The 23,142-nt window shown below is 39.1% G+C and carries 16 protein-coding genes and 1 tRNA gene (1 of these 17 only partly in view); 6 read left to right on the top strand and 11 right to left on the bottom strand.

All coding sequences use genetic code 11. The features are described 5' to 3' along the window. The 6 genes from CA2015_RS13895 to CA2015_RS13870 all read right to left on the bottom strand — a co-directional run. On the bottom strand, nt 1-880 hold the 5' portion of the coding sequence (locus CA2015_RS13895; protein WP_048642453.1) for a PorP/SprF family type IX secretion system membrane protein. It extends 146 nt beyond the left edge of the window; only the first 880 of its 1,026 coding nucleotides appear in the window; it begins with the start codon at nt 878-880; its stop codon lies off the left edge, out of view. Further along, nucleotides 880-3,288 carry a T9SS C-terminal target domain-containing protein gene (locus CA2015_RS13890; protein WP_048642452.1) on the bottom strand — a complete coding sequence of 803 codons (2,409 nt, stop codon included), beginning with the start codon at nt 3,286-3,288 and terminating at the stop codon, nt 880-882. The genes CA2015_RS13895 and CA2015_RS13890 overlap by 1 nt, the downstream gene beginning before the upstream one ends. Nucleotides 3,289-3,736: 448 nt before the next feature. Next, entirely contained in the window at nt 3,737-5,008 is a 1,272-nt protein-coding gene (locus CA2015_RS13885; RefSeq protein ID WP_048642451.1) for an adenylosuccinate synthase, read from the bottom strand. A gap of 115 nt (nt 5,009-5,123) precedes the next feature. Then, nucleotides 5,124-5,468: an STAS domain-containing protein gene (locus CA2015_RS13880; protein ID WP_048642450.1), complete on the bottom strand. Its 345-nt coding sequence runs from the start codon at nt 5,466-5,468 to the stop codon at nt 5,124-5,126. 3 nt (nt 5,469-5,471) lie between these two features. Then, entirely contained in the window at nt 5,472-5,966 is a 495-nt protein-coding gene (locus CA2015_RS13875; protein ID WP_048642449.1) for a Fur family transcriptional regulator, read from the bottom strand. Nucleotides 5,967-6,024: 58 nt separating this feature from the next. Beyond that, on the bottom strand, nt 6,025-8,244 hold the full coding sequence (locus CA2015_RS13870; RefSeq protein WP_048642448.1) for a RelA/SpoT family protein: 2,220 nt from the start codon (nt 8,242-8,244) through the stop codon (nt 6,025-6,027). Nucleotides 8,245-8,472: 228 nt separating this feature from the next. Here CA2015_RS13870 and CA2015_RS13865 point away from each other — a divergent pair. From CA2015_RS13865 to clpX, 4 genes are all read left to right on the top strand, one after another. Then, nucleotides 8,473-8,554, top strand: a tRNA-Leu gene (locus CA2015_RS13865). Nucleotides 8,555-8,644: 90 nt separating this feature from the next. Next, nucleotides 8,645-9,973, top strand: coding sequence for a trigger factor (tig, locus tag CA2015_RS13860; RefSeq protein WP_048642447.1), 1,329 nt, complete (start codon nt 8,645-8,647; stop codon nt 9,971-9,973). 82 nt (nt 9,974-10,055) lie between these two features. Continuing rightward, nucleotides 10,056-10,727, top strand: a complete 672-nt coding sequence (locus tag CA2015_RS13855; protein WP_048642446.1) for a ClpP family protease — start codon at nt 10,056-10,058, stop codon at nt 10,725-10,727. Between the two features lie 7 nt (nt 10,728-10,734). Continuing rightward, entirely contained in the window at nt 10,735-11,958 is a 1,224-nt protein-coding gene (clpX, locus tag CA2015_RS13850) for an ATP-dependent Clp protease ATP-binding subunit ClpX (protein WP_048642445.1), read from the top strand. Here clpX and lpxB read toward each other — a convergent pair. Continuing rightward, complete coding sequence (lpxB, locus tag CA2015_RS13845) at nt 11,955-13,061, bottom strand: lipid-A-disaccharide synthase (protein ID WP_048642444.1); 1,107 nt, start codon at nt 13,059-13,061, stop codon at nt 11,955-11,957. The two genes, clpX and lpxB, sit on opposite strands and share 4 nt — an antisense overlap. Nucleotides 13,062-13,091: 30 nt before the next feature. Next, on the bottom strand, nt 13,092-13,511 hold the full coding sequence (locus tag CA2015_RS13840) for a 6-pyruvoyl trahydropterin synthase family protein (RefSeq protein ID WP_048642443.1): 420 nt from the start codon (nt 13,509-13,511) through the stop codon (nt 13,092-13,094). Nucleotides 13,512-14,806: 1,295 nt separating this feature from the next. Between CA2015_RS13840 and CA2015_RS13835 the strand changes: the two genes are divergently transcribed. Further along, entirely contained in the window at nt 14,807-15,589 is a 783-nt protein-coding gene (locus CA2015_RS13835) for an outer membrane beta-barrel protein (protein ID WP_084011780.1), read from the top strand. Nucleotides 15,590-15,646: 57 nt separating this feature from the next. Further along, nucleotides 15,647-17,059 (top strand): hypothetical protein, encoded by a 1,413-nt coding sequence (locus CA2015_RS13830; RefSeq protein WP_048642441.1) that lies wholly within the window; start codon nt 15,647-15,649, stop codon nt 17,057-17,059. Nucleotides 17,060-17,183: 124 nt separating this feature from the next. Here CA2015_RS13830 and CA2015_RS13825 read toward each other — a convergent pair whose 3' ends face one another. The 3 genes from CA2015_RS13825 to CA2015_RS13815 form a co-directional block, all read right to left on the bottom strand. Then, nucleotides 17,184-20,630, bottom strand: a complete 3,447-nt coding sequence (locus CA2015_RS13825; RefSeq protein WP_048642440.1) for a S8 family serine peptidase — start codon at nt 20,628-20,630, stop codon at nt 17,184-17,186. Nucleotides 20,631-20,876: 246 nt separating this feature from the next. Next, nucleotides 20,877-21,701, bottom strand: a complete 825-nt coding sequence (locus CA2015_RS13820) for a DUF4843 domain-containing protein (protein WP_048642439.1) — start codon at nt 21,699-21,701, stop codon at nt 20,877-20,879. Continuing rightward, complete coding sequence (locus CA2015_RS13815) at nt 21,701-23,131, bottom strand: RagB/SusD family nutrient uptake outer membrane protein (RefSeq protein ID WP_240477799.1); 1,431 nt, start codon at nt 23,129-23,131, stop codon at nt 21,701-21,703. The genes CA2015_RS13820 and CA2015_RS13815 overlap by 1 nt, the downstream gene beginning before the upstream one ends. Nucleotides 23,132-23,142 lie beyond the last annotated feature (11 nt).

Here is a 23,142-nt window from a genome sequence, read left to right as displayed (position 1 = left end):
GCAAATCATTCGGCAATGAAAACCCCATTAATGCGACAATGGCTTCATTATTCGGTAAACTACGCTTAGTAGGCAATCCCCTATACCATACACCCAATATAAGAGGTGCATAGAAAAACTCTGCGCCCACATCTAATTGATCAAACAAACCCTGTCTCTTATAATTAAAAGCAAGAGATAGGGTTCGCTCTTGTAAGGTATTGTTAATAACATCTCCAATATTATTGCTAAATAAATCAAAGGTGACTCCACCATGAATAGAATAACGTATAGGTAGCCTCTGATCCTCCAATTGAAGGAATGAAATATGGGGACGTGTCAAATGATGGGCAGACACACCTAGCCAGAACTTCTTGTCATAATAATACAATCCTGTATTAATGTCTTCATGACTCCTCTGACTCACATCTTCTACCCAATTGACACCATTCCCTACCACTACCCCTCTATCAATGTCTATTTGCGTACCTAGTATGATGCTTTCGACATTTACATTCCTATGAACAAAACTGGCCTGAACTCCCGAGTGAAGATAACTTTCCTCCCCCAGTTTGATGCGGTAAGCATAGGTCAAACCAATTTCCATGTTCTGTATTTGAGAAAAAGAATCACGAACACCATTGGCGATGACACCTACCCCACTGTTCTTATGGTCTATGAAATGATCAAAATAAGCAGAAAAAGAATTAAAGCTTCGATCCAAACCTGGCCATTGGTTTCTGTAATTGACACCTACCCTGGTCCATTCCGTACTTCCAGTAAACGCCGGATTCAAGAATATAGGCGCCGCATAAAATTGAGAAAACTGCATGTCTTGGGCCTGAACCAATTCTGCCGCTATACTAAAAAAAGAAACAATCAAAATTATTATTTTCCTCATTATCTTATTAAAAGAAACTTACCTGACCTGGTAACCAACTCTCCTTTGTTGGTTTCAAAATCACCTCTATATACATAAGTACCCGGAGGAAGTGGTTTTCCATTGATGGTTCCATCCCATCCAGGGCCATTGATAGCCGTAGTTTGAAACACAAACTCCCCCCAAGTATTGAATATTTTAAGATCCATTGCTGCTATCCCTTTCATTTTGGGCATGAAAAAATTATCTTCTTCACGTGAAGGTGTAAAGCCCGTCGGAAACATGACCCTATAAGTTCTTCGAATAGAAATAGGTAGTTGGTAAGTTGCTGCGCAATCGGGCCCAGTCTCAACGGTTAAGGATACAATGAATTCCCCTTTTTCATTATATACATGTACAGGTGATCTTTGTGAACTAGTATTACCATCCCCAAAGTCCCAATTCCATTTCTGTGGGTTTCCTTTGGAATGATCTATGAACCTAATTTGATCCGTAGAAAGAATGCCATCCTCAGCCTCCTCCTTATTCCCCGTAGCATTTAGCACATAATCCGCCATTGCTTCCAATGCCTCCTCAGGCAACCTTAGCCTAAAAGTAAGTGGTTCAGACCAGCATTCCAGAGATTTAGGTTTAACCCTAATTAGGTATAAGCCATCATCTGTCAAGTCAAGTACTTCCTCATTGAGAAACAAGGAACCTGACTCATCTTCGAATTGATAGTCATAAAACTCAGCGTCGTAATCTGTTATGTATTCCCTTGGATCGGGAAATATCTCCGGATGACAACCAAACAGGCTGTTTGGCACTACCAAATCAGGAAATGAAGGATAGGCAATTCCAATACTTTCAGAAACCAATGGGCAGCCCTCACGAGTAATGACACTAGCATGGTAAACTCCCGGGCTGTAAACCGTTATTGACGATTCAGAAAAGTTTTGCAATCGTTCACCGTCTTTGTACCATTCGTATTGTTGGATCTCCTCGAGAGAATGAACACTTAAATTTACAGATTCTCCTGGACAGGCATCCATATTAACAATTGGAAGGTCATTGATCATAATACTTATTGGTTCCGGTTTATCCAAAACCTTGAGCACAACGGGACTTCCTTCAGATGATTTACCATAATTATCCGTAATGGTAAAATAGGCCTGCACCTCTTCACCTGCAAAACCCGGATTGGGGATAAATGAAAACTTCGAACCATCTCCTGAATATCGGAAAACTCCCTCCTTCAAAGCAAGCCTTGTTTCATCATCGCTACAAGTCCCTGAAAGACAAGGATCCTTTTCCATCTCCTCAATTTGCTCAAGTGACTCATAAAATCTCATGCAGCTTATTCTTGAATCTTGATTAGGTAAATTGTATTGCTCTTTAGGTATTTCAAGATGGTTCTCCTGCCCTTCACAAACCAAAAATCCTTCAACAACGCTGGTTGTCGGTTTTTTCAAGTTATCTTCATCTGCCACTTCCACCAATAAGTTTCTGATTTCGTGTATATTGGTTTCTCCTCCTGTAGATGCTGCAAAACCTATTTTTAAAGTTTTAGGAGAGGGGTAGGGATAATCTTTATTGTCTATAAGTGTAATTTGCCTTGGATTGCCATCTGAACTCGTGAAAATCATTTCTACATCCAAATAAAAACCTGTTCCTCCATTCTTTGGTCGAAGCTTAATGATCACTTTACGGTAACCATTTTTATCAGGGTCTGTCACCCTCCTTGTATTTGGCCCACCAGAGCTAATTGGAAACCGTTGGTCTTCCGGTAAACCATATGCACCACCTTCATTGGTCTTCACACCAGTGATATAATGGTAACCATTGAAACCTTTCCCTGGTCCCCTTATCACTATGGCATTGGGATGCAGCTTGCTTTCTTCTTGCGGAAACCCTCCAGTTTTACCCTCGGAGTTATTCCCGAAATTACCAAAGCTGTCAAACCCTACCCCCATATAAGCATTGGTCAAACCTCCAACCTTTGCATTCATTGCATAGCCCAAAGAACCTCCAAACGCACCTGGAGAAAAAGAAGTAGTAGAACCATCGAAAAGAAAAACGGTCAATCCATCTGCTCCGGTCCCTCCATAACTAAAATATTCAAAAGATGCTTTAACGCCAAAACTAGAAGAGAAAGGAATGTCAATATAAACATAACCACTCTGATCACCTACTGCATCTGTAAGCCTAAGAACACCATCGCTAATTTTAGCATGACCACCTAAAACGGTCTCTTTCCTCTCAATAGCTTGTTGGAAGGATTCACAATAGGGAAATCCTTGCTGCGAAAATAAGTCTTGAGGGAAAGTTAGGAAGATTAAAAAACAAACAAGAACCTTGAAAACAGTTGACAACAACCCCCTTTTACAGAAAAAGAACAAAGTCCTATAGCCAACACTACTCTTGTTTATATACATAAGCACTTCTTCCATGTCCTTATTCTCCTATTGCTAGTAAAAACTTTAAGCCAAAATAGGCAATAAACCTTAAAATTCGAGGAGGAATCACTTCTCCTTTAATGTTGGTAAAAACCAATTGTAAAAGCCGGGTTTGCTTTTCTCGCGACACCAGTCTTACAATTGAATCCTGAAACAGCAATAGCTAGGCTATCTTAGGTATTGATAAATTCATCATCGGTCAACCCTGAAGATTCAATGCAAATCAAAATGAAGATGGACCAACTCTTCAAACAACTTAATTCTTTTTTGATTACAGCTCTGGGCAGCCACCCTAAATATTAATCCCGGTTATAAGGACTCTTCTCTAGATTTCCATCAAGGATTAGGGAGTTAAGATACTCAATTAAAAAATAAATAAAAAAGGCTTCTTCCTGATAATTAGGAAGAAGCCTCGAAATATTTTTTTTTGAAAATTAAACTATTATTTTAGAATTGTTTGCTTTCTATCCGGTCCTACAGACACCATTTTGATAGGTACCTGAAGTTCTTTTTCAAGGAAAGTAACGTAAGCTTTAAGTTCTTCAGGAAAATCTTCATATTTAGTGATCCCTTCCAAACTGCAATTCCAACCTTTCATTGTTTCATAAACGGGTTGAATTCCCTCTGTAGTCCCATTGAGATACTGTTGGTCAGAAGTGTTTCCATCTCCCAATTTGTACTCAGTACAGATTTTAATGTTTTCAAATCCATTCAGCACATCTCCTTTCATCATGAAGAGCTGGGTAACTCCATTGACCATGATAGAGTATTTAAGAGCTGGAAGATCTATCCATCCACATCTTCTAGCCCTACCTGTAGTAGAACCGAATTCGTTACCATCTTTACGCATTTGCTCTCCGTCCTCATCAAAAAGCTCGGTTGGGAAAGGTCCACTGCCTACTCGTGTACAATAAGCTTTGAATATCCCGAACACTTCTCCAATGGAGGAAGGAGGTACACCCAGTCCAGTACAGGCACCAGCGGCCATAGTACTACTACTTGTAACAAACGGATAACTACCGAAATCTATATCCAAAAGAGAACCTTGCGCACCTTCAGCAAGCACCTTTTTTCCAGATTTAATGGCAGCATTCACTTCAAATTCCGTTTCGATAAGTCTTAGGGATTTGAAAAAGGTCACCGCTTCAAAGAAATCTGCCTCCAAAGTTGGCAGGTCCTGTAAACCGAAATCATAATAATCTAGTATTGTTTTATGGCGCTGTACCAAATCATGGTATTTCTCCTTAAAGTCAGGAGACAACATGTCCCCTACTCTTAAAGCAACCCTTCCAATTTTATCCTGGTAAGTAGGTCCGATTCCTTTTAAGGTGGAGCCAATCTTTTTATCTCCTTTGGATTTCTCATAAGCCGCATCCAATAATTTATGGGTAGGCAATATGATGGTGGCTTTCTTTGAAATTGCCATATTTTTACTGAAATCAATATTAAACTTTTCCAAGTTTTTGATTTCTTTCCTCAATACAACTGGGTCAAGGACTACACCATTGCCAATTATATTTTGGATGTTCTCCCTAAAGATCCCACTCGGGATTTGGTGCAAAACATGTTTGATCCCATCAAACTCTAAGGTATGACCAGCATTAGGGCCCCCTTGAAATCTGGCTACCATTTCATAGTTTGGCGCTAGATAGTCCACTACTTTTCCCTTGCCTTCGTCACCCCATTGGAGACCTAAAAGAACGTCCATTTTCATTTTATTTTTAAATAAGTATTACAGCCTTCTGTCAAAATTCGACGTGAAGATTGTCATGTTTATAAAAATTTACAACTTCCAAGCTAAATTTTATTCTACAAATAAAGCTTAAAGTTTATTTAAATTGTTTCAACACCTCTTCTAAAGTGTCAAAAACGTTAAAAATATTATTGAGTTTTGTGATAATTAGTAGCTTTTTGACATGTTCTGACGGTGATGCAAGGTAAACTTCTCCTCCGGCATTTCTCATTTTTGTAAGTACTGTTATCAAAACGCCAATTCCGCTTGAACTAATGTACCTGACCTCACTTAGATCAATAATACAATTTTTCACTCCATCCTGCAAGCCATCAGAAACCAGGCCAACCAATCGAGGGCCTGAGTCATCACCGATCAAATCTCCTTTGATCTTTAGTAGCAAAGAATTGTTTTCTATTTTCGAATGAAATTCTGCTTTCATGGATTATAATTTATTTTTAATTTTTTCCGCAGGTGGGTTAGTTTTATACTCACAATTATCATCAGTACAATTGCCATAGAGCAAAAGTGAATGATGGATGATATTGAAATTTAGAATTTCCCCAACGGTGTTTTGAATATTTTGGATACGGGGATCGCAAAACTCCTTAACTTGATGGCATTCGGTGCAAATTAGGTGGTCATGTTGCTTATACCCGTAAGACTTTTCATATTGCGCAAGGTTCTTACCGAATTGATGTTTGGTTACAAGGTCGCATTCTACCAACAAATCGAGGGTATTGTAAACAGTAGCCCTACTCACCCGGTAGTTTTTGTTTTTCATACTAATGTATAGCCCTTCTACATCGAAATGCCCGCCTCTGCTATAAATCTCCTCTAAAATCGCATACCTCTCCGGTGTCTTCCTAAGTTTTTTATTCTCCAAATAGGCGGTGAATATTTTCTTTACCTTTTCGTAAAGACTTTCAGTTGAAGCCATACTTTCATTTTTTTTACAAATATACTGTTCTTATTTAAAAATGGATGATTTAACTCTGCTAATCAAACCGAGACACTTTAAGAACGCCTTGAACCTTTGATAAATTGTCGATTAGTTTCTCAAGATGGTTGGTACTATCTACATACAATTTTATACTTCCCTCAAAAATCCCCCTATCGGAATCAACTGTAATAGAGCGCATATTCACCTTTAATTCGTTAGAGATAACCTTGGTAAGATCACTTATCAAGCCTACCCTATCTGTCCCAATAATCTTCAAACCTGCCAAAAATGCAATTTGCTGTTGGCTGGTCCATCGGGCCTTGATCACTCTGTTCCCATGATTGGACATAAGTTCAAGGGCATTGGGACAAGCTGTCCTATGGATTTTAATCCCTTCATTGACCGTAACAAAACCAAAAACCGCGTCTCCAGGGATAGGATTACAGCATTTTGCCAATACATAATCCACTACATCCATGTCTTCGCCGATCAATAACTGATCATGCTCTGGCCCCTTTAAGTTTTTAATCTCCTTGGTGAACGATTTTTCGTCTGTAAAATTTAATTGAGGTCCTTTTTTAGATTTCTTCTGCTGCTTAAAATCTTTAAAACTTTTTATTGAAGTAGCATCTATAATACCTTTGCCGACTTTATAATAAAACTCTGAAGTGGTTTTTGTTTCAAAAAAGGCCCTTAACTGTTCCACTATCTCTGAGGAAAAGTCAAGCTTCATTTGTTTCAGCTTTCTTTGAACAATTTCCTTTCCATCCATCATAAAGCCCTTTTTTTCTTCCTTAAGGGCGTCTTTTATTTTGGATTTGGCTCTAGAAGTAACGACAGATTTTAGCCAATCTTCATTGGGTCTTTGTTTATTGGAAGTTAGAATTTCAACCTGATCCCCATTTTTTAGTTTGTGACCAATTGAAACCAGTTTTTGGTTTACCTTGGCCCCTATACATTTGGCTCCAACTTCAGTATGTATTTCAAAGGCAAAATCCAGAGCAGTAGCACCAAATGGCAACACTTTCAGGTCTCCCTTTGGGGTAAATACGAAAACTTCATCATGAAATAAGTTCCCTCTGAAATCATCCATAAACTCAATAGCAGAACCATCATTGTTCTCCAACAAGGTCCGCACCTGAGTAATCCATTCATCAAGGCTTCCAGCTGCTTTTTCAGGGGCGTTTTCCTTCTCCTTGTACTTCCAATGAGCTGCATACCCCCTTTCGGCTATGTCATCCATTCGCTGAGTTCGGATTTGAACTTCCACCCATTGTCCTGTTTGGCTCATGGCAGTGGTATGCAATGATTCGTATCCGTTTGCCCTAGGAGTACTAATCCAATCTCTGAGTCTGTTTGGATTTGGTCTGTAAAAGTCTGTAACTATGGAATACACCTGCCAACAAGCCGCTTTTTCATTTTCATAAGTTGTATCGATGATTATTCTGATGGCAAACAAATCAAACACCTCCTCAAAGGGGATGTTTTGGGACTTCATTTTATTGTAAATGGAGTAAACAGACTTGGGCCTCCCTTTAATTACAAATTTAAAGCCTTGCTCTTCCAACTCTTTCTCTATGGGTGTTATAAAGGTTTTTATAAACTTATTTCGAGAAACTCTGGTATCACTGATCTTTTTTGTAATAAAATCATAAGCTTCTTTGTCCATAAACTTAAGATGCAGATCCTCGAGTTCGGACTTAATAGAATACAAGCCCAGGCGATGAGCCAATGGTGCATACAGGTATTTGGTTTCAGAACCGATCTTCAATTGCTTGTGGCGAGGCATTGAATCAAGTGTACGCATATTGTTTAGCCGGTCAGCTAATTTGATAAGGATCACTCGTACATCGTCAGAAAGCGTAAGAAGCATCTTTCTAAAGTTCTCTGCCTGTTGTGAAGAGCCATAATCGAAAACACCAGCAATTTTGGTAAGCCCATCTATAATTTGGGCAACCTTCACACCAAATTCCCTTTCTATATCTTCCAACTCCATGTCTGTATCCTCTACAACATCATGAAGCAGGGCAGCAACAATACTGGTCGTACCCAGACCTATTTCTTCAACACAAATTAGAGCAACCTCCAATGGGTGATAGATATATGGTTCTCCAGATTTGCGCCTCATTTCTTTATGGGCTTCACTAGCTACATTGAAAGCTTTTTTGATCAACTTGGCATCGCCCGATTTAAGCAATGGCTTAGCCAATCTCAAAAGTTTCCTGTAACGTTTGAGAATTTCTTTTCGCTCTTCTTCTATATCAACTTTGATCATACGATACAAGTTATAAAATATTTCCAGACTACGGAATCAAAATCTTAAGTAAAATTTTAATTTTTTTTTGGCAAAAGTATTGAAACTTTAAAATTGATTATTACCTTTGCACCACATTAAAAACAAGCCTTCAAGTAGACTTGAATGTAAAGATAGACAGGGATGATGGAAATTATTTTCCCGTTTATTACATAAGGTAATATTAGTAGACAATTTATTTATTTATTTGCGGATGTGGCGAAATTGGTAGACGCACTAGACTTAGGATCTAGCGCCGCGAGGCATGGGGGTTCGAGTCCCTCCATCCGCACACCCATTAAATCCCTCGATCTTGATAACTGCCTTTTGGTAAATCAGGATGGAGGGTTTTTGTTATAGGTAAACATTAAATTCAGATCCCTTGGAAATTACATTAGACAAACATGCTGCCAATGAAGCCTCAGTAAAGATTAAACTTGGGGAAGCAGATTATCAACAAACTGTTGATGCCAAAATAAAAGACTACGCTAAAAAAGCCAATATCAAAGGATTCAGACCTGGTAAGGCTCCTTTTACAATGGTTAAAAACCTTTATGGCACATCAGTATTGGTAGAAGAAATAAATACCATTTTGTCCAAATCCTTAAATGATTTTTTAAAAGAACAGGATTTTGAAGTATTGGGTGATCCTATACCCTCTGAAGAAGACAGTCAGAACATTGACTGGAAAAAGCAAAAAGATTTCGAATTTGGTTACAAAATTGGTTTTGTAGAAAATATTGACCTTAACCTTGACCAAAAAATAGATGCTAAGGTGTATGAAATAGCACTTTCTGATAAGGAAGTAAATGAAGCTATTGAAAACATCAAGAAGCAATACGGTAAAATGACCAATCCTGAGGTAAGTGAAGAAAATGATTTTCTTTACGGAGATCTTAAAGCGGTTGATGGTTCTTATGAAGAAAACCTATCTATCCCTTTAAGTAGCTTGGATGGCAGAACAGTTAAAAAATTCTTGGGAGTTAAAAAAGAAGACACTATTTCTTTCGACCCTTCTAAAGCAATTAAAGGAGATATTGCTGAAGCATTAAATATTAGCAAGGAAGCTGCTGAAAACCTTAAAGGTGAATTTACTTTCACTGTTCAAAACATCAATAGAACTGAGGAAGCACAATTAGATCAAGAACTATTCGATAAAGTTTTTGGTCCTGATCAGGTTTCAACTGAAGAAGAATTTCTTGAGAAGGTAAAAACCATCTTAAGTGAAAACTATCAAAAAGAAATTAAGGTGTTCAATGAAGAACAGATCAAAGATGGCCTTATTTCTAACCATAAACTTGACCTTCCTGAAGCATTCCTGAAAGAATGGTTGATCCGTGCCAATGATGGCAAGGTAAGCAATGAGGATGTGGAGAAAGAATTCCCTGCTTATGCCAAGCAATTGACATGGTCTTTGATTTCTAATAAAATATCAAAAGACAACGATATAAAAGCTGAGCACGAAGATGTCATTGAAAAGACAAAAGAAATGATTCGTGAGCAGTTGGCCTCATCCGGAATGGGCGCACAACTTGAGGACAATATGGATATGTTTTTGCAAAATTACCTTCAGGGGAATGAAGGTAAAAACTATATGCAAATGATGACTTCGGTTCAAAATGAAAAGGTCCTTGATTTTGTCAAAAGCAAGATCGATTTAAAAGAAGAAAAGATCGGAGTAGAAAAGTTTAAAGAACTACTCGAAAACTAATTCTAAAAATTTTTTGTTAATAAAAAGTCCTTATCTAAGGGCTTTTTTTATTTTTGTAACATTAACAAAGAGAAAAGTAGAAATGAATAAAGAGGAATTCAGAAAATTCGCAGTCAAAGGCCAGGGCATTAGTGGCAATACCTTTGACCAATATATCCATTCTGTGGAAAATATGACACGTGCAGTCATTGAAGAACGTCCTACTAATTTCCGGGAAATTGATGTCTTTTCCAGATTAATAATGGATAGAATTATTTTTCTAGGGACAGGAGTAGATGACCACATAGCCAATATCATCACTGCTCAATTGTTATTTTTGGAGTCTGTGGATGCCAAAAAGGACATCTTATTGTATGTCAACAGCCCAGGAGGTTCTGTATATGCAGGTTTGGGGATCTATGACACCATGCAGTACATTAACCCTGAAGTAGGAACAATCTGTACAGGACTTGCTGCTTCTATGGGAGCTGTATTGCTTGCAGGTGGGGCCGCTGGAAAACGTGCTGCTTTGCCTCACGCAAGGATCATGATACATCAGCCTTCAGGAGGAATGCAAGGTCAGTCCAAGGACATGGAAATTTCAGTAAGACAAATTCTGGAATTAAGAAAGGAGCTTTATGAAATACTTGCCGAACACAGTGGCAAAAGCATAGAGCAAATTGAAATCGACTCTGACAGAGATTATTGGATGAGAGCATCAGCAGCCAAAGAATACGGCTTGATTGATGAAGTATTGACGAAAAAAGTAAAATAAAATCTGAATGGCGCAAGTAACATGTTCATTTTGTGGAAGGAATAAGAAGGACGTAGACCTTATGGTATCCGGTATTTCTGCGCATATCTGTAACTTTTGTATAGAACAAGCTTTCCAAATACTGGGAGAAGAGGACAAGACGAAAAAGGAAGGTAAAAAACCTAAGTTCAAATTAAAAAAACCTAAAGAACTTACGGCCTACTTGGATCAATATGTAATCGGACAACAGGAGGCTAAAAAGGTTTTAACTGTAGCTGTATACAATCATTACAAAAGACTAGGACAAAAACAGGACGAGGATGATGTAAGGATTGAAAAGTCCAATATCATCATGGTAGGTGACACCGGAACAGGAAAAACTTACCTGGCTAAAACCTTAGCTAAAACACTGGAGGTTCCCTTTTGCATTGCAGATGCTACAGTATTGACTGAGGCAGGATATGTGGGAGAAGATGTAGAAAGTATTCTTACACGATTGCTACAAGCCGCTGATTATAATGTGGAAGCTGCAGAACGAGGTATAGTATACATCGATGAACTTGATAAAATAGCCAGAAAATCAGACAATCCATCTATCACTAGGGATGTTAGTGGTGAGGGCGTACAACAAGCCATGCTTAAATTGCTTGAAGGCACCATAGTGAATGTTCCACCTCAGGGAGGAAGAAAGCATCCCGACCAAAAGATGATCTCTGTAAACACAGAAAATATATTATTCATTTGTGGGGGAGCATTTGATGGGATTGCAAGACATATCGCAGGAAGGTTAAATACGCAGCCTTTGGGCTTCAGTAAAAAGACGAATGCGGATGAGATTGACCGATCCAATCTATTGCAATATGTTACCGCTCAGGATTTAAAAGCATTTGGACTTATTCCCGAACTAATTGGTAGATTGCCAGTGCTGACTCACCTAGATCCTTTGGATAAAGCTTCTTTGAAACTAATCCTTACCGAACCAAAGAATGCATTGACAAGACAATACGTCAAACTCTTGGCAATGGAAAATGTTGACCTAACGTTTGAAGAGTCAGGCATTGATTTTATCGTGGACAAAGCGGTAGAATTCAATTTGGGTGCCAGAGGGCTAAGATCTATTTGTGAGGCCATCATCACTGATGCCATGTATGAATTCCCTTCTGAGGAAGGAAAACATACACTAGTTATAAATGAAGAATATGCTCGAACTCAATTCGAGAAATCAAAATTCAAAAAGCTCCAAGTAGCTTAATTAGATAAACTATCAAAAATAAGCCTTGCAGTTTCCTGCGAGGCTTTTTTATTGCTCAAAAGGCCTCGCAATTCTCCATAACCCTCCAATACTTTTGTGCGCTTGGGACCTTCTTCAAAAATCCCCCTAAGTTCTTCCTCTACGAACTCGGATTGGTACTCCCCCTGAATCAATTCCTTCACCACTTCCCTGTTAACGATAAGGTTAACCAGCGAGGCAAAGGAAACTTTGATTAACTGCATGCCTATGGCATAAGATATCTGGCTTGTCTTGTATACCACTACTTGAGGCACATTAAACAATGCTGTTTCAAGCGTGGCTGTTCCAGAAGTCACCACCGCCGCCTTTGCATGTAACAATATGTCATAGGTTTTATCGTACACCACCTGAATTCCTGCATCTTCGGCCATTTGATAAACATCCGCAGATAGATTACGTACACCAGCTATTACCCAATCTACATTATCGAAGCTACTTTTTAAACCTATCATGGTATGTAACATCTTATTAACCTCCTGCTTCCTACTTCCAGGAAGAAGTGCAATCAAAGGTCTGGTTCCAAGTTGGTGCTGACTCAAAAAATCCTTATCTGGTTTAAATTTATTGATTTCGTCTAATAATGGGTTACCCACATAATCTACCTCCCAGTCAAACTTCTTAAAGAATTCAGGTTCAAAAGGAAGAATGGTGTACAGCTTATCCACGTTTTTCTTTAACCGATAAGCCCGATTTTGGTTCCAGGCCCAGAATTTAGGAGAAATGTAATAATGAACTTTAATGCCTTTTTGAGTAGCAAAAGTGGCCATTTTCATATTGAAACCTGCAAAATCCACCAAAATCAAAGCATCTGGCTGAAAAGCAACCATATCTTGTTTGACGGCGCTTAAATACCTAAACACCCTCCTAAAGTGCATCAATACCTCCACAAACCCCATTAGGGCCATCTCTTTATAATGGGCAAAAAGTGTACAGCCAGCATCCTCCATATACTCCCCTCCCATTCCACGAAACTGAGCATTATCATCTTTGTCTTTCAAAGCAAGTAGAAGATTGGATGCATGCAAATCCCCTGATCTCTCTCCAGCAATAATGTAGTATTTCAATGGCAGGTAGTTTATAGAAGTTAGAAGAAATTATTCTCCGTAATATTCAACAAAATTTCTTGGTGTTTCATACAAAGTCAATTTATAGAGTCCTCCATCCTTTACAATCTTATCAACCTTAGGCTGCAGGATTTTCCAGAATTCCATGACCAAATTTTCACAACTAGCCATTTTCCCTGTCATGAAAGGGACATCTACATTGAGATTTTTATGGTCCACTTTATCAATAACCTCATTTCGAATAAGGGTACTTAATTGCTTTAAATCCACCACAAAGCCCGTATCTTCGTCTGGCCTCCCTTTGATCGTGACAATCAGTTCAAAGTTATGCCCATGCCAATTTTCATTGGAACATGGTCCAAACACAGCTTTATTTTTTTCTTCAGACCATTTCGGATTCCATAATTTATGGGCTGCATTAAAATGCTCCTTCCGACAAACGTGTACCATTTTTTCTATTAAATTAAGGCTACAAAGTTACATAAAAAAGACACAAAATTCACTGCTTTGCTATTTGTATACCCATTTCTTCTGTCCTTTGTGGCATGATCACATCCGAACAAGCTATTTTATTTTTTGGCTTTTGGGTAAAATCTCGCCGAAACGCTAAAAAGTAACTACTATTAAAATAGACCTGAGAGGTTGATCACAAGCTTTTATTACAATAGTATTCAACTTGAGCAGCCCCAAACAATACCATCCCTTACCTAACAAGTGCTCCTCCTTTATTTTTCCTTAAACCCGTAATATGCAATAGACATTCTATTACGTGCTGAAATCGCTTTAAAATCAGCCACTTCGTTGCTGTTTTCAATTTCACCATAGCGGTGCTATGCTAAAATTTCCAAACAGCCTGATTTTCTTGCGATTGCAACACTTCCCGTAAACACGGGACAGGCTATCACGAATTCTATTACATAATCCGGGTTAAATCAAAAAGAATTAAGGCTAAGAAAGATAGTAAGATGACAACCTTTGGAGATCCCGCTCCCCTACAATGGGCTGAGAAAGGTTCTTTCCCGAAAAAAATGTCTCTCTCCTATTTCCGAAAAATTGTCCAAAAGCTATAAGAACTGAAATAACACTTTCACGATTCCAACTTCCACGTTTACGAAAAAGATTTTCTAAAGAGTCATATATAAACGGTATTTGATTTAAAAATCATTAAACCACCTGAATTTGAATCTACACAAATTAAAATATAATAAATGTTCTGACCTAAACCTATTAAGCCATGAAATGCAAAACCCTCCAATCCGAATTTCTACTTTCCCTACCCCGTAAAGCTATTCCCAACTTCACAATCGTTCCTGACATAGAAATTAAACCGGATAGAATCTCAAGCTATCGGCTAAGCCTAAGTTCAATAATTCAACCCGAAATATGCAATAGACCTTCTATTACGTGATGGAATCACTTTAAAATCAGTCACTTCGTTGCTATTTTCGACTTCACCATAGCGGTGCTATGACTCAGTCTCCAAATAGCCTGATTTTATTGTGATTACACCACTCATAACGAATCCTATTACTTAATCCGGGTTCAAAGAACCAATGAGCTAGAATAATAAATGGAAAAGCACATTTGCTTTCAGGTTTAAAGGATCTTAGAACTCCCTGGCACCATGTAAGCATTTGCTTTATTTCAGAACCAAATTACACCAACTCCCTAACAAATTACTCCCCCTACAAGAACGGAGATTGGTAAGGATTGATGCAGCTATAAACCACTTCAAAAAAATCAATATGTGTAATAAAAGAACAATAATACTCAGCACGATAACCTACCTTCTCCTGACATTTACCAGTTCAGCACAGGATACATTATCATATGCTACTCAGAACCCCCTTTCCATAGGTTTACATCTAGGTTACTCTATGAACTTCTCTGGAGGCGAAGCTAAAAAAGGATTAGATAACATGATCTCAACTTTCGAAGAAACCGGCTCGGATAACTTTCTTATAAAGGGAGACTTGCCCTACCAATTGAGCCCAGTTGTGGGTTTATTTGCTAATTACAAGTGGAATAAAAAAGTCTCATTTGGTACAGGGGTAAACCTGACAAGAAGAGGGTATACCATGAATCTAGATGCTGAGGAAAAGGACCCAGAATATCAATTTGATCAATTTTCTGAATACACAGAAAAATATCAGGTCACGACAATTGAAGTCCCCCTTTCGGTATATTTCAAGCCCAATAAGCTCTTTTCATTGGGTGTGGGCATCCAGGCGGGTACTGCATTGGCCATTAGTTCAAAGGTGACATCTACCATTAATCAACGGGTAGTTATCAATGGAGAATCCAGTGATGAGTTCCCTCCACATACCAGGGAAATGGAGGACACCCTAGACGACATTGTTAGCACTGCCTACTTTGGCTATTTCGCTTCTGCAGGTATTTCCTTAAGAAAGAATACGGAGATAATGCTTTCTCTTTTAAAAAGTGGAAGTTATGCTGATACGACCTATGGTAAGCTTTCAGATACTTCTGTGGTTGTTTCATTGCGGTTTGGCCTTCTCAGCTTTTAACCGGCAATATGCAATAGTCCTACTGTTACCTGATGAAACCAATTTAATCCCGAAGACATGAAATTTCAATCAACAATACTAATCCTAGCAATATTGAGCCTGGCAATTCTGTCCTGTGCCCCTGAAGAAGAAAATGAGGCAGATACCCGAAAATTGGTCAACCAGCCCATAGACCCCAGCTCACAACCAAATGAACTTAATAAAGAATTAATCATATATGGAGATCTTGTACCAGGGAATATGCCTTCAGCTTCTAACCCTGATCAAATAAAGATTACGGTATCTATCTCCTCCGCACTTATAACGAATGACAACTTCCTATTTTTACCTTTTGCCTTTGATTCGAATGACCAATTGAAGGGAATCTATATAGAGGTAGAAGGTGCTCAGGAACACTGGGATGCCCCAGTAGAGTTAGTCGATCCTTCTGACAACAGCTTTGCAGTAGCCATCGGCATTCCTAATTTTATTCAAAAAGGAGATTTTGTAGTTTCCTATAGTATCTATGATCAGAACAACAATATTAGCGAGAAAAAATCCATCAATGTGTCCATCGTGGATTCTGAAAATAGGTGTGGAAGTGGTCAATCATTCCCTAGGGTAACTGGTGAAGATGGAATAACGGTAAAAACCTATGACATGGGAGATTACCCAGGTACCGTAAATATTTCATATTATATGTACAATCAAAAAGACAGAATGGATATTCGTTATGGAGGAGAATGGGTAGCTAGTACCAGCCCTGTTTTGTTGCAAGATGGACAAGCCCCTCCTTTCAAAACCTGCAATGAGGCTTCTCCAAATGATGGTTTTGTTAGTTATGGAGGAAGTTTTTCAATTCCTTACAATCCACAGATAAGTCGACAAATAAGTATATATGTATCAGGCTGTCTTGAAGGGGGAACAGTATGGTATTTTGAAGTCAACTGCCCTACTGGCAACAATCCAAATCCCCCAGGAGCAATGGTCTGTGACAATGGCCAAATTCAGGATTCATTTGACCCTGGTAGTGAAAATTACCATATCTACCCAAAAGAAGGCGAAGAGCTGAATACAATAATCTGTGACCCGAGCGTGGATCCCAATTGTAGTGTCAACGAGGTATTCGACACCATGCTGAAACAGTCCAATTTTATTTCGCCTACTGCCGACACTTCACCTGTGGAAGATTGCAAGTTGACATGGGTAGAAATTTTAACCCCTTTCAACCCAGTGATTTCAAAAATCAACTATTTTGAAAATTCAGTTACCAACTATACCCTTGCAAATCAAAAGGATAAATTTGGAATAGAAAGATCCCATTTATTGCATCCAGGTAAAGTAACGAGGACAGTAGAATTGATAGATGGAAAAGTAGTGGTATCAACACAAGGAGAAGGCACAGGTTGGGCTGCATCCATTAATACTTTCTTCTCCAAAACGGTGTGGACAAATGTAGATAAAGATTTACAAGAATATTGGAATCAGTGATAAGGCTAACAGTCTAAAAAAAGCTCCTTTATTATTCTTTGATATCTACCACCAAAGCATAAGAAGGGGCTTCTTTAATTGTTTTTGAGATAGCGCAATTCTGATCCTTCTGAATGGTAAAAAATTATTCCTTCAACACTTTAAAGGAATGTAACTCACCACCTGTTTGAACTTGAAGCAAATAAAGCCCTGAGGGGAAATTAAAATCCATTAGGTATTCAATACTTTGTTCATTTTTAATGAAAGAATCAAGCACTTTATTGCTACCTCGAACATCATACAAACTCACATTTACTTCCCCTTTATAATCGTTGTTGATAAAGAGAGAAAGCTTATTTGAAACAGGGTTAGGCCCTATGCTATATCCTGCCCGGCTATGAGGTGTCAGGTCTTCAGAACCAGAAACCACAACTACATCAGAAATCCTATTGCACTGTTCATCTATGACTGCCACTTGATAAGTACCTCCATCATCTACAATATAAGACCTGGAGTTGGCTCCTTCAATCGGTCTACCATTTCTATACCATTGGTAATTAGCAGCCGGCAATTGAGAGCTCAATTGGGATCCATTTACGACAATATTCGGACGACTTAGTGTATTTGATGCTACAGATATATTTCTTTGAAAGGATTTGGTTCCAGAGGGGCCGGAAGCCTCTAAGGTAACCATATAAGTTCTTGAGAAATTGAACACATAGGTTGGATTCTCAATGACCGAAGAACCAAGGCCTGCAAAATTCCAATTATAGGAATTAATATTACCCTCACTTAAGTTAATGAATTCGGTAATTCCCCCAGCGCAATTAAACCGAGCCTCAAAATTCACAAAAATTACATCTTCGCAATTGATGTTACTCCAGTTGGCAGCGTTGACCACTTTAGATTGTACATCCAAGTTAATTACTGCATCACCTAAAAGATCTACATTTTCAACGCTCAAGCCTTCAAAGCAGTATTTATTATAAACATTATGGTTGATAAATGCCTTACCAACAGACCTGATGATAGCTGATCCTCCAGGATCATTCTCATAGCCAATAAATTCTAAAACATTTACAGTCCCTCCATCGGCTAACACCAATTCTGAATCCGCTCCCAACAGTAGGCTTTTAACTGAAAGCTGTTGAGCTAGAATACTGGTTTGTCCAGAAAGACTCATGGTTTCAAAAATACCAGATGCCTGTATGGCTAAATTCCCTCCATTATTGGTAAGTGAAATCCCTTCAAGCTTCTGTAGATCCTGGTATACCCCATTTGCCCCAGAAAAAACCAAATCCAGACTGTTACCTACACTTGCATTTTTTTCAATAATAAATTGATTATTAAACACTATGGTATTCAGCTTTCCGTTCAGTTTAGCTTCGGATGAAAGGATAAAGTCATCCATAATAATCCTGTCGGTTTGAACTTCAACTTCGGCGGCATTTATACTAAATTTATCCAAAGGAGGCATGGATAACACTTGCCAACGACCACTATTAAACTGAATATCTACCCCCGTAAAACTTACCTGTCCAAAATCAAGAATACTTTCTTTTTGCACCTCTCCTTCCAAAAGTAGGGTGCCATTTTTTATTTCCATGTTTTGATTTCCAGAACGAAAACCATTTTTTACGATCAAGTTTTGTTGGTTTAAATCCAAAACTAGATTCTCTTCACCAAAAACATTCAAGCTAAACACATTGGCCGTTTCATTCAGCCGGATAGCTTGCCCGGGATTTGGAGAATCGATTACCACTCTTGTCCCTGCATCAGGAATTCTTCCAGCACTTTGCCCATTGGACTCAAGGGACCAATTTCCGGGATTTTCCCAATCCTCATTCCCTCCAATCCAATACAAAGTACTGGTTTGTCCATCAGTGACACCTGCAGAAAAAATCATACTAAAGTCTTGTTGCCCATTGACAAGGTTACCTTTGTGATTAACTTGTAAGGTGTATTTCTGCGGGCTTGGATTTTCAATCACAATCTGTTCTATATTGTCTCTAAAATTGTCGCCATTTCTTGTGGCCACAGCTCCGGAGCCTTGTGCGGGATTCAATGACCAAGGGTAATATACCATTCCACTTTCATCCACAATTCTCATGTCAAGGTCATTTACCAGCATTAGATTTCCGGGATTTAGCTGCACTGGCGCAGGGGAGCCTGCTGGATCTGTCCATGCGATGGTAACCTTAATCGGATCGACGCCATTTGAAATAAATTCAATTTGATAATCCCCTTTGTCTTCCAATTGTAATTCTCTGATTACTTTTGAGCTACCATCTTCATTGATGACAATATCGGCAGCAGCCTTGGCATCTAATAAACCCCAACCATACATATAATCAGGCCCGGGATCAATCCCTGCTTCCTTTGTAGTGTGAATGGCAAGTGCCTTCAAGGTGGCTGAACGCATGTATCTGCTAGAATTTCTCTGATGATACAATTCCTGTAAAAGCATCAAGGTTCCCGTAACATTTGGGGAGGCCATAGAAGTCCCACTCAGGGTGGCATAACTGTCACCATTTCCATTGTTAGAAACAGCAGAACTAAAAACATTTACTCCCATGCCCACAAAGTCAGGTTTAATACGCCCATCATCAACTGGCCCCCAACTAGAGAAACTACTCATAAAAACATCAGAAGGGGCACTATAGTCCTGAAGTAAACTGACGGCACCCACGGTAATATTGTTTTTGGCCACTCCCTCAGGACCTATGGTATCCTCAGGCCCATCAGAGGGCTTGGAGCCATCTCCTACATCTGAACGGTCATTTCCTGCAGCCCAAACAATAGTATAATAAGGCTTGGCAAAAGTCAACTCATCTATCTGTCTTGATTTGGAAGAATAATACCCGAAACGATAATCTTCTTGACTACTTACTCCCTCATTTCCGGCCCAACTCCAATTCTGATTACTGTCTCTATACCAACCAATAAGGTTTCCATATGAATGGTTAGATACCAAGTGCCCGCCGGGATTAAGCTCAGGATCATAGCTGTTTTGGGTCATTTTAGATATATCAGCATCCCAATTGAATGCCCAACCTGTGGCCTCCGTTGCCATGCCTTTGGCATTTGCATTGTTTCCTGCAGCCAAAATGGTCCCTGTGACGTGGGTCGCATGATTACTTATTTCCTCAGTGGAGCCATCCAATTGGCTTACTCTATTCCCGAACTCATTGTGATTGGATTTAGGTCGAGTTTGATCATAAATACCTACGATCATGTCACGACCGGTGAGCCCCAAATTCAAGCTTCCTCCCTCTTGTAATGCATCAGTTTCAGTGGCTTTGGCAGCTTTCAAATTTAAAGTAGTAAAATATACCGGATGAGAGGTCTCATCTAAGTATTGGAAAGTAGCGGATTGATTATTGGCCAAATTGATCCTAAGTGGAATCCCCATGCTCGTTGAAATGCGCCTCTTTTCTTCGTTGGTAAGACTGTGCTTGCCCACACTTTCCTGTAATTTTTGAAAAACACCGGATCTAACCTTTTGCATTCCCTCATCAGAGAATACTGGATTTTGTCCATAGGACTCCCATATTAACAAAAGAAAAATGACTAAAACGATACTCTTTCTCATCCGATTTGTTTTGTTTTATCGGTCACAAGGTTTTACAAAACCTCAATTCCTTTACTGTTTTAAACAGTATTTCATCATTTTTTTCCCATCCTTCAAGCTTGCACAATAACGGGCTAAACCTAGGTAAATTCTTATGGCCAAGCCTAGGGCAAAGCGATTTGTTCTGCCCTAGAGGTCTGTTCTATTCTTCTCTTATCCTTTGCCTGTTTTTCTTACAAAGAATTTCAAATATAAATTCCATCAAAATCAATTTCCAGAAGGCGTTAAGGTGGTAATGCCACTCAGCTCGGCCACCTCATTTTCCCAACTAATCCTAATTATTCCATCGGCATTTACCGTACCGGAGCCTGTAAATACTGCTCTTTCAAAAACATTATCCGCTTGTTCTGTCATGGTTATTTTACCACACAATTCAGAAAAAACTGCAGGATTGTCATTCTCTCCGTATAATTCAGAATAAACACCTCCCGTAATGTCTGAAATCCTATAGGTAAATGGCTCTAACTCTGTAATGGTTACTTGATAATTTACTGTTCCGAAAGAACCTACTGTAACCGAAGTATAAATTCCGGCAAGTTCAGAAGGGCATGAAAGTCTAATTTCAATAGTCAATTGGTGGTAATTGGTGCTGATTTTGGTTTCTCCGGCATCAATTATGGTCAACACAAGATCCGGCAATTCATCACTTGCCAAATTTCCAGTAAGAATTTCTATAGGAACATCTACAAAACTACTATTGGCAGGTATGGTAACTTTATTTGTCTCCATATTGTAATGCACACCTTCGATTGCAGTAGAAAGGGGATCCACACCCAATTCAACTTCAATAGGGGTATTGACCTGAGCACCCACCAGGTTAATGCGAACTTTCTCTTGATCCACTTGATTGTCACTAGACTTGGTGACAATTTTCTGAATGGTATTATTGGGTAAAGAGGCCTCATCAAATTCCACTTCCATTCCCTCCCATAGGATATTGAAGCCTGAGTCTTCCATGCAAGAAATATTTCCTGCCATCAAACTTAAGAACAACACCCAACCAAACACCTTATACTGTCTATGTTTTTTCATTAGTAGCCGGGGTTTTGTTCCAGTTTTTCATTCAATGTAATTTCATCCAAGGGTATATTCGACAAAATACGGTAATCTGTATAAGGCACATCCAGAAATCCTTCAGGTTTGCTAATGTTCTTGCCGTTTCTTTTCAAATCAAACCAACGGTGTCCTTCAAGTGCAAACTCTAACCTTCTTTCCAATAAAATGCGGTTGAGCAATGCCTCACCAGATAAAAGGTTGTCAATCGCCCCCAGCCCTCGTCTGGAACGCAGTGCATTTAAATCTGCACGTGCTCCCGAAGGGTTGCTTTCATACCTTGCCTCTGCCCTAATTAAATAGAGCTCTGAGGCTCTTAAAATAGGAAGGTTTTCTAAAAAATCTCCTTTATAACCAGTCCATTTCCTACTTGCATAAACATCTCCTTCGACACCCTCCCTAGTGGTGGCCGCCCAGCAGTTTTTTCGTACATCTCCCTCTTCATAGGCTGCCATTAAATCATCTGATGCTCCAATGATAAATTGTGCAGCAGGTTCATTGTCAGCAACTAGGGAGTTCAATGAATTATTGACCCCATTTCCATCTGACCAGTCTACAATTCTTAACTCTAGTTCAAACAAGGACTCGGGGTGCGGAGCTCTAGAAAAACCTTGTACGTATTGGTCAGCGTCCAATAAACCTTCACCATTGGTAAGTAGGCCCATAATTTCCATCGCATAGGATGCAGCCTCCTCTGCTTCTGCCATTTTGCCCCAATATAAATAAAGTCGTGCGAGCAGGGTTAATGCTGCACCTGTATTGGCATAATACACCCCATCAGAACCGATTGGTGCATACCCCACCAAAGGAATGGCCGCCAAAAGGTCGCTTTCTATTTGTTCGTAAACTTCTTCTACCGTAGACCTTGAAAGGTACTCATTGGCTTCTGAGGCGACTAAAGTTGGGGTTAATCTCATTATTGGCCCCAAATTGAACCCATTTACCTCTTTACCCGGCTCGTAACCATAAACCCTGCATAGGTCAAAGTAAAAAAGTGCACGCATAAAATAGGCTTCTCCTTTAATGAAAGATTTTTCATCTTCCTCTCCAGAGACTTCTTCATCATCAATTCCCTCAATAATTAGGTTGGCATCATTTATCCCTCCAAAGACATCCAACCCCCAAATATCAATATGTTCCCGATCGCTGTTGGCCTCTTCACCTTGATACCTTCCGGTATTGGCTATTGTTTTTAAATTGTCCGCTAATATTTCAGGCGCGATCATCATTGTCTGTCCATAATAACCGAAACTGGTAGCTCTATTGTACATGGAATTGGCAACAGACTGGTAACCGGATACGTCATTTAATGCAACTTCCGGAGTAAGACTTTGCCTAGGGTTGGTAGTCAAATCAGTACAGGCAACCAAAAGAAATGCAACACCCGAATAAACTATTTTATTTATCATCCTATCTATCA

It is taken from the genome of Cyclobacterium amurskyense (assembly GCF_001050135.1).
Lineage (GTDB): Bacteria > Bacteroidota > Bacteroidia > Cytophagales > Cyclobacteriaceae > Cyclobacterium > Cyclobacterium amurskyense.
The sequence above is the reverse complement of the archived record's forward strand: the minus strand, read 5'-3'. Positions and strand labels throughout refer to the sequence as shown.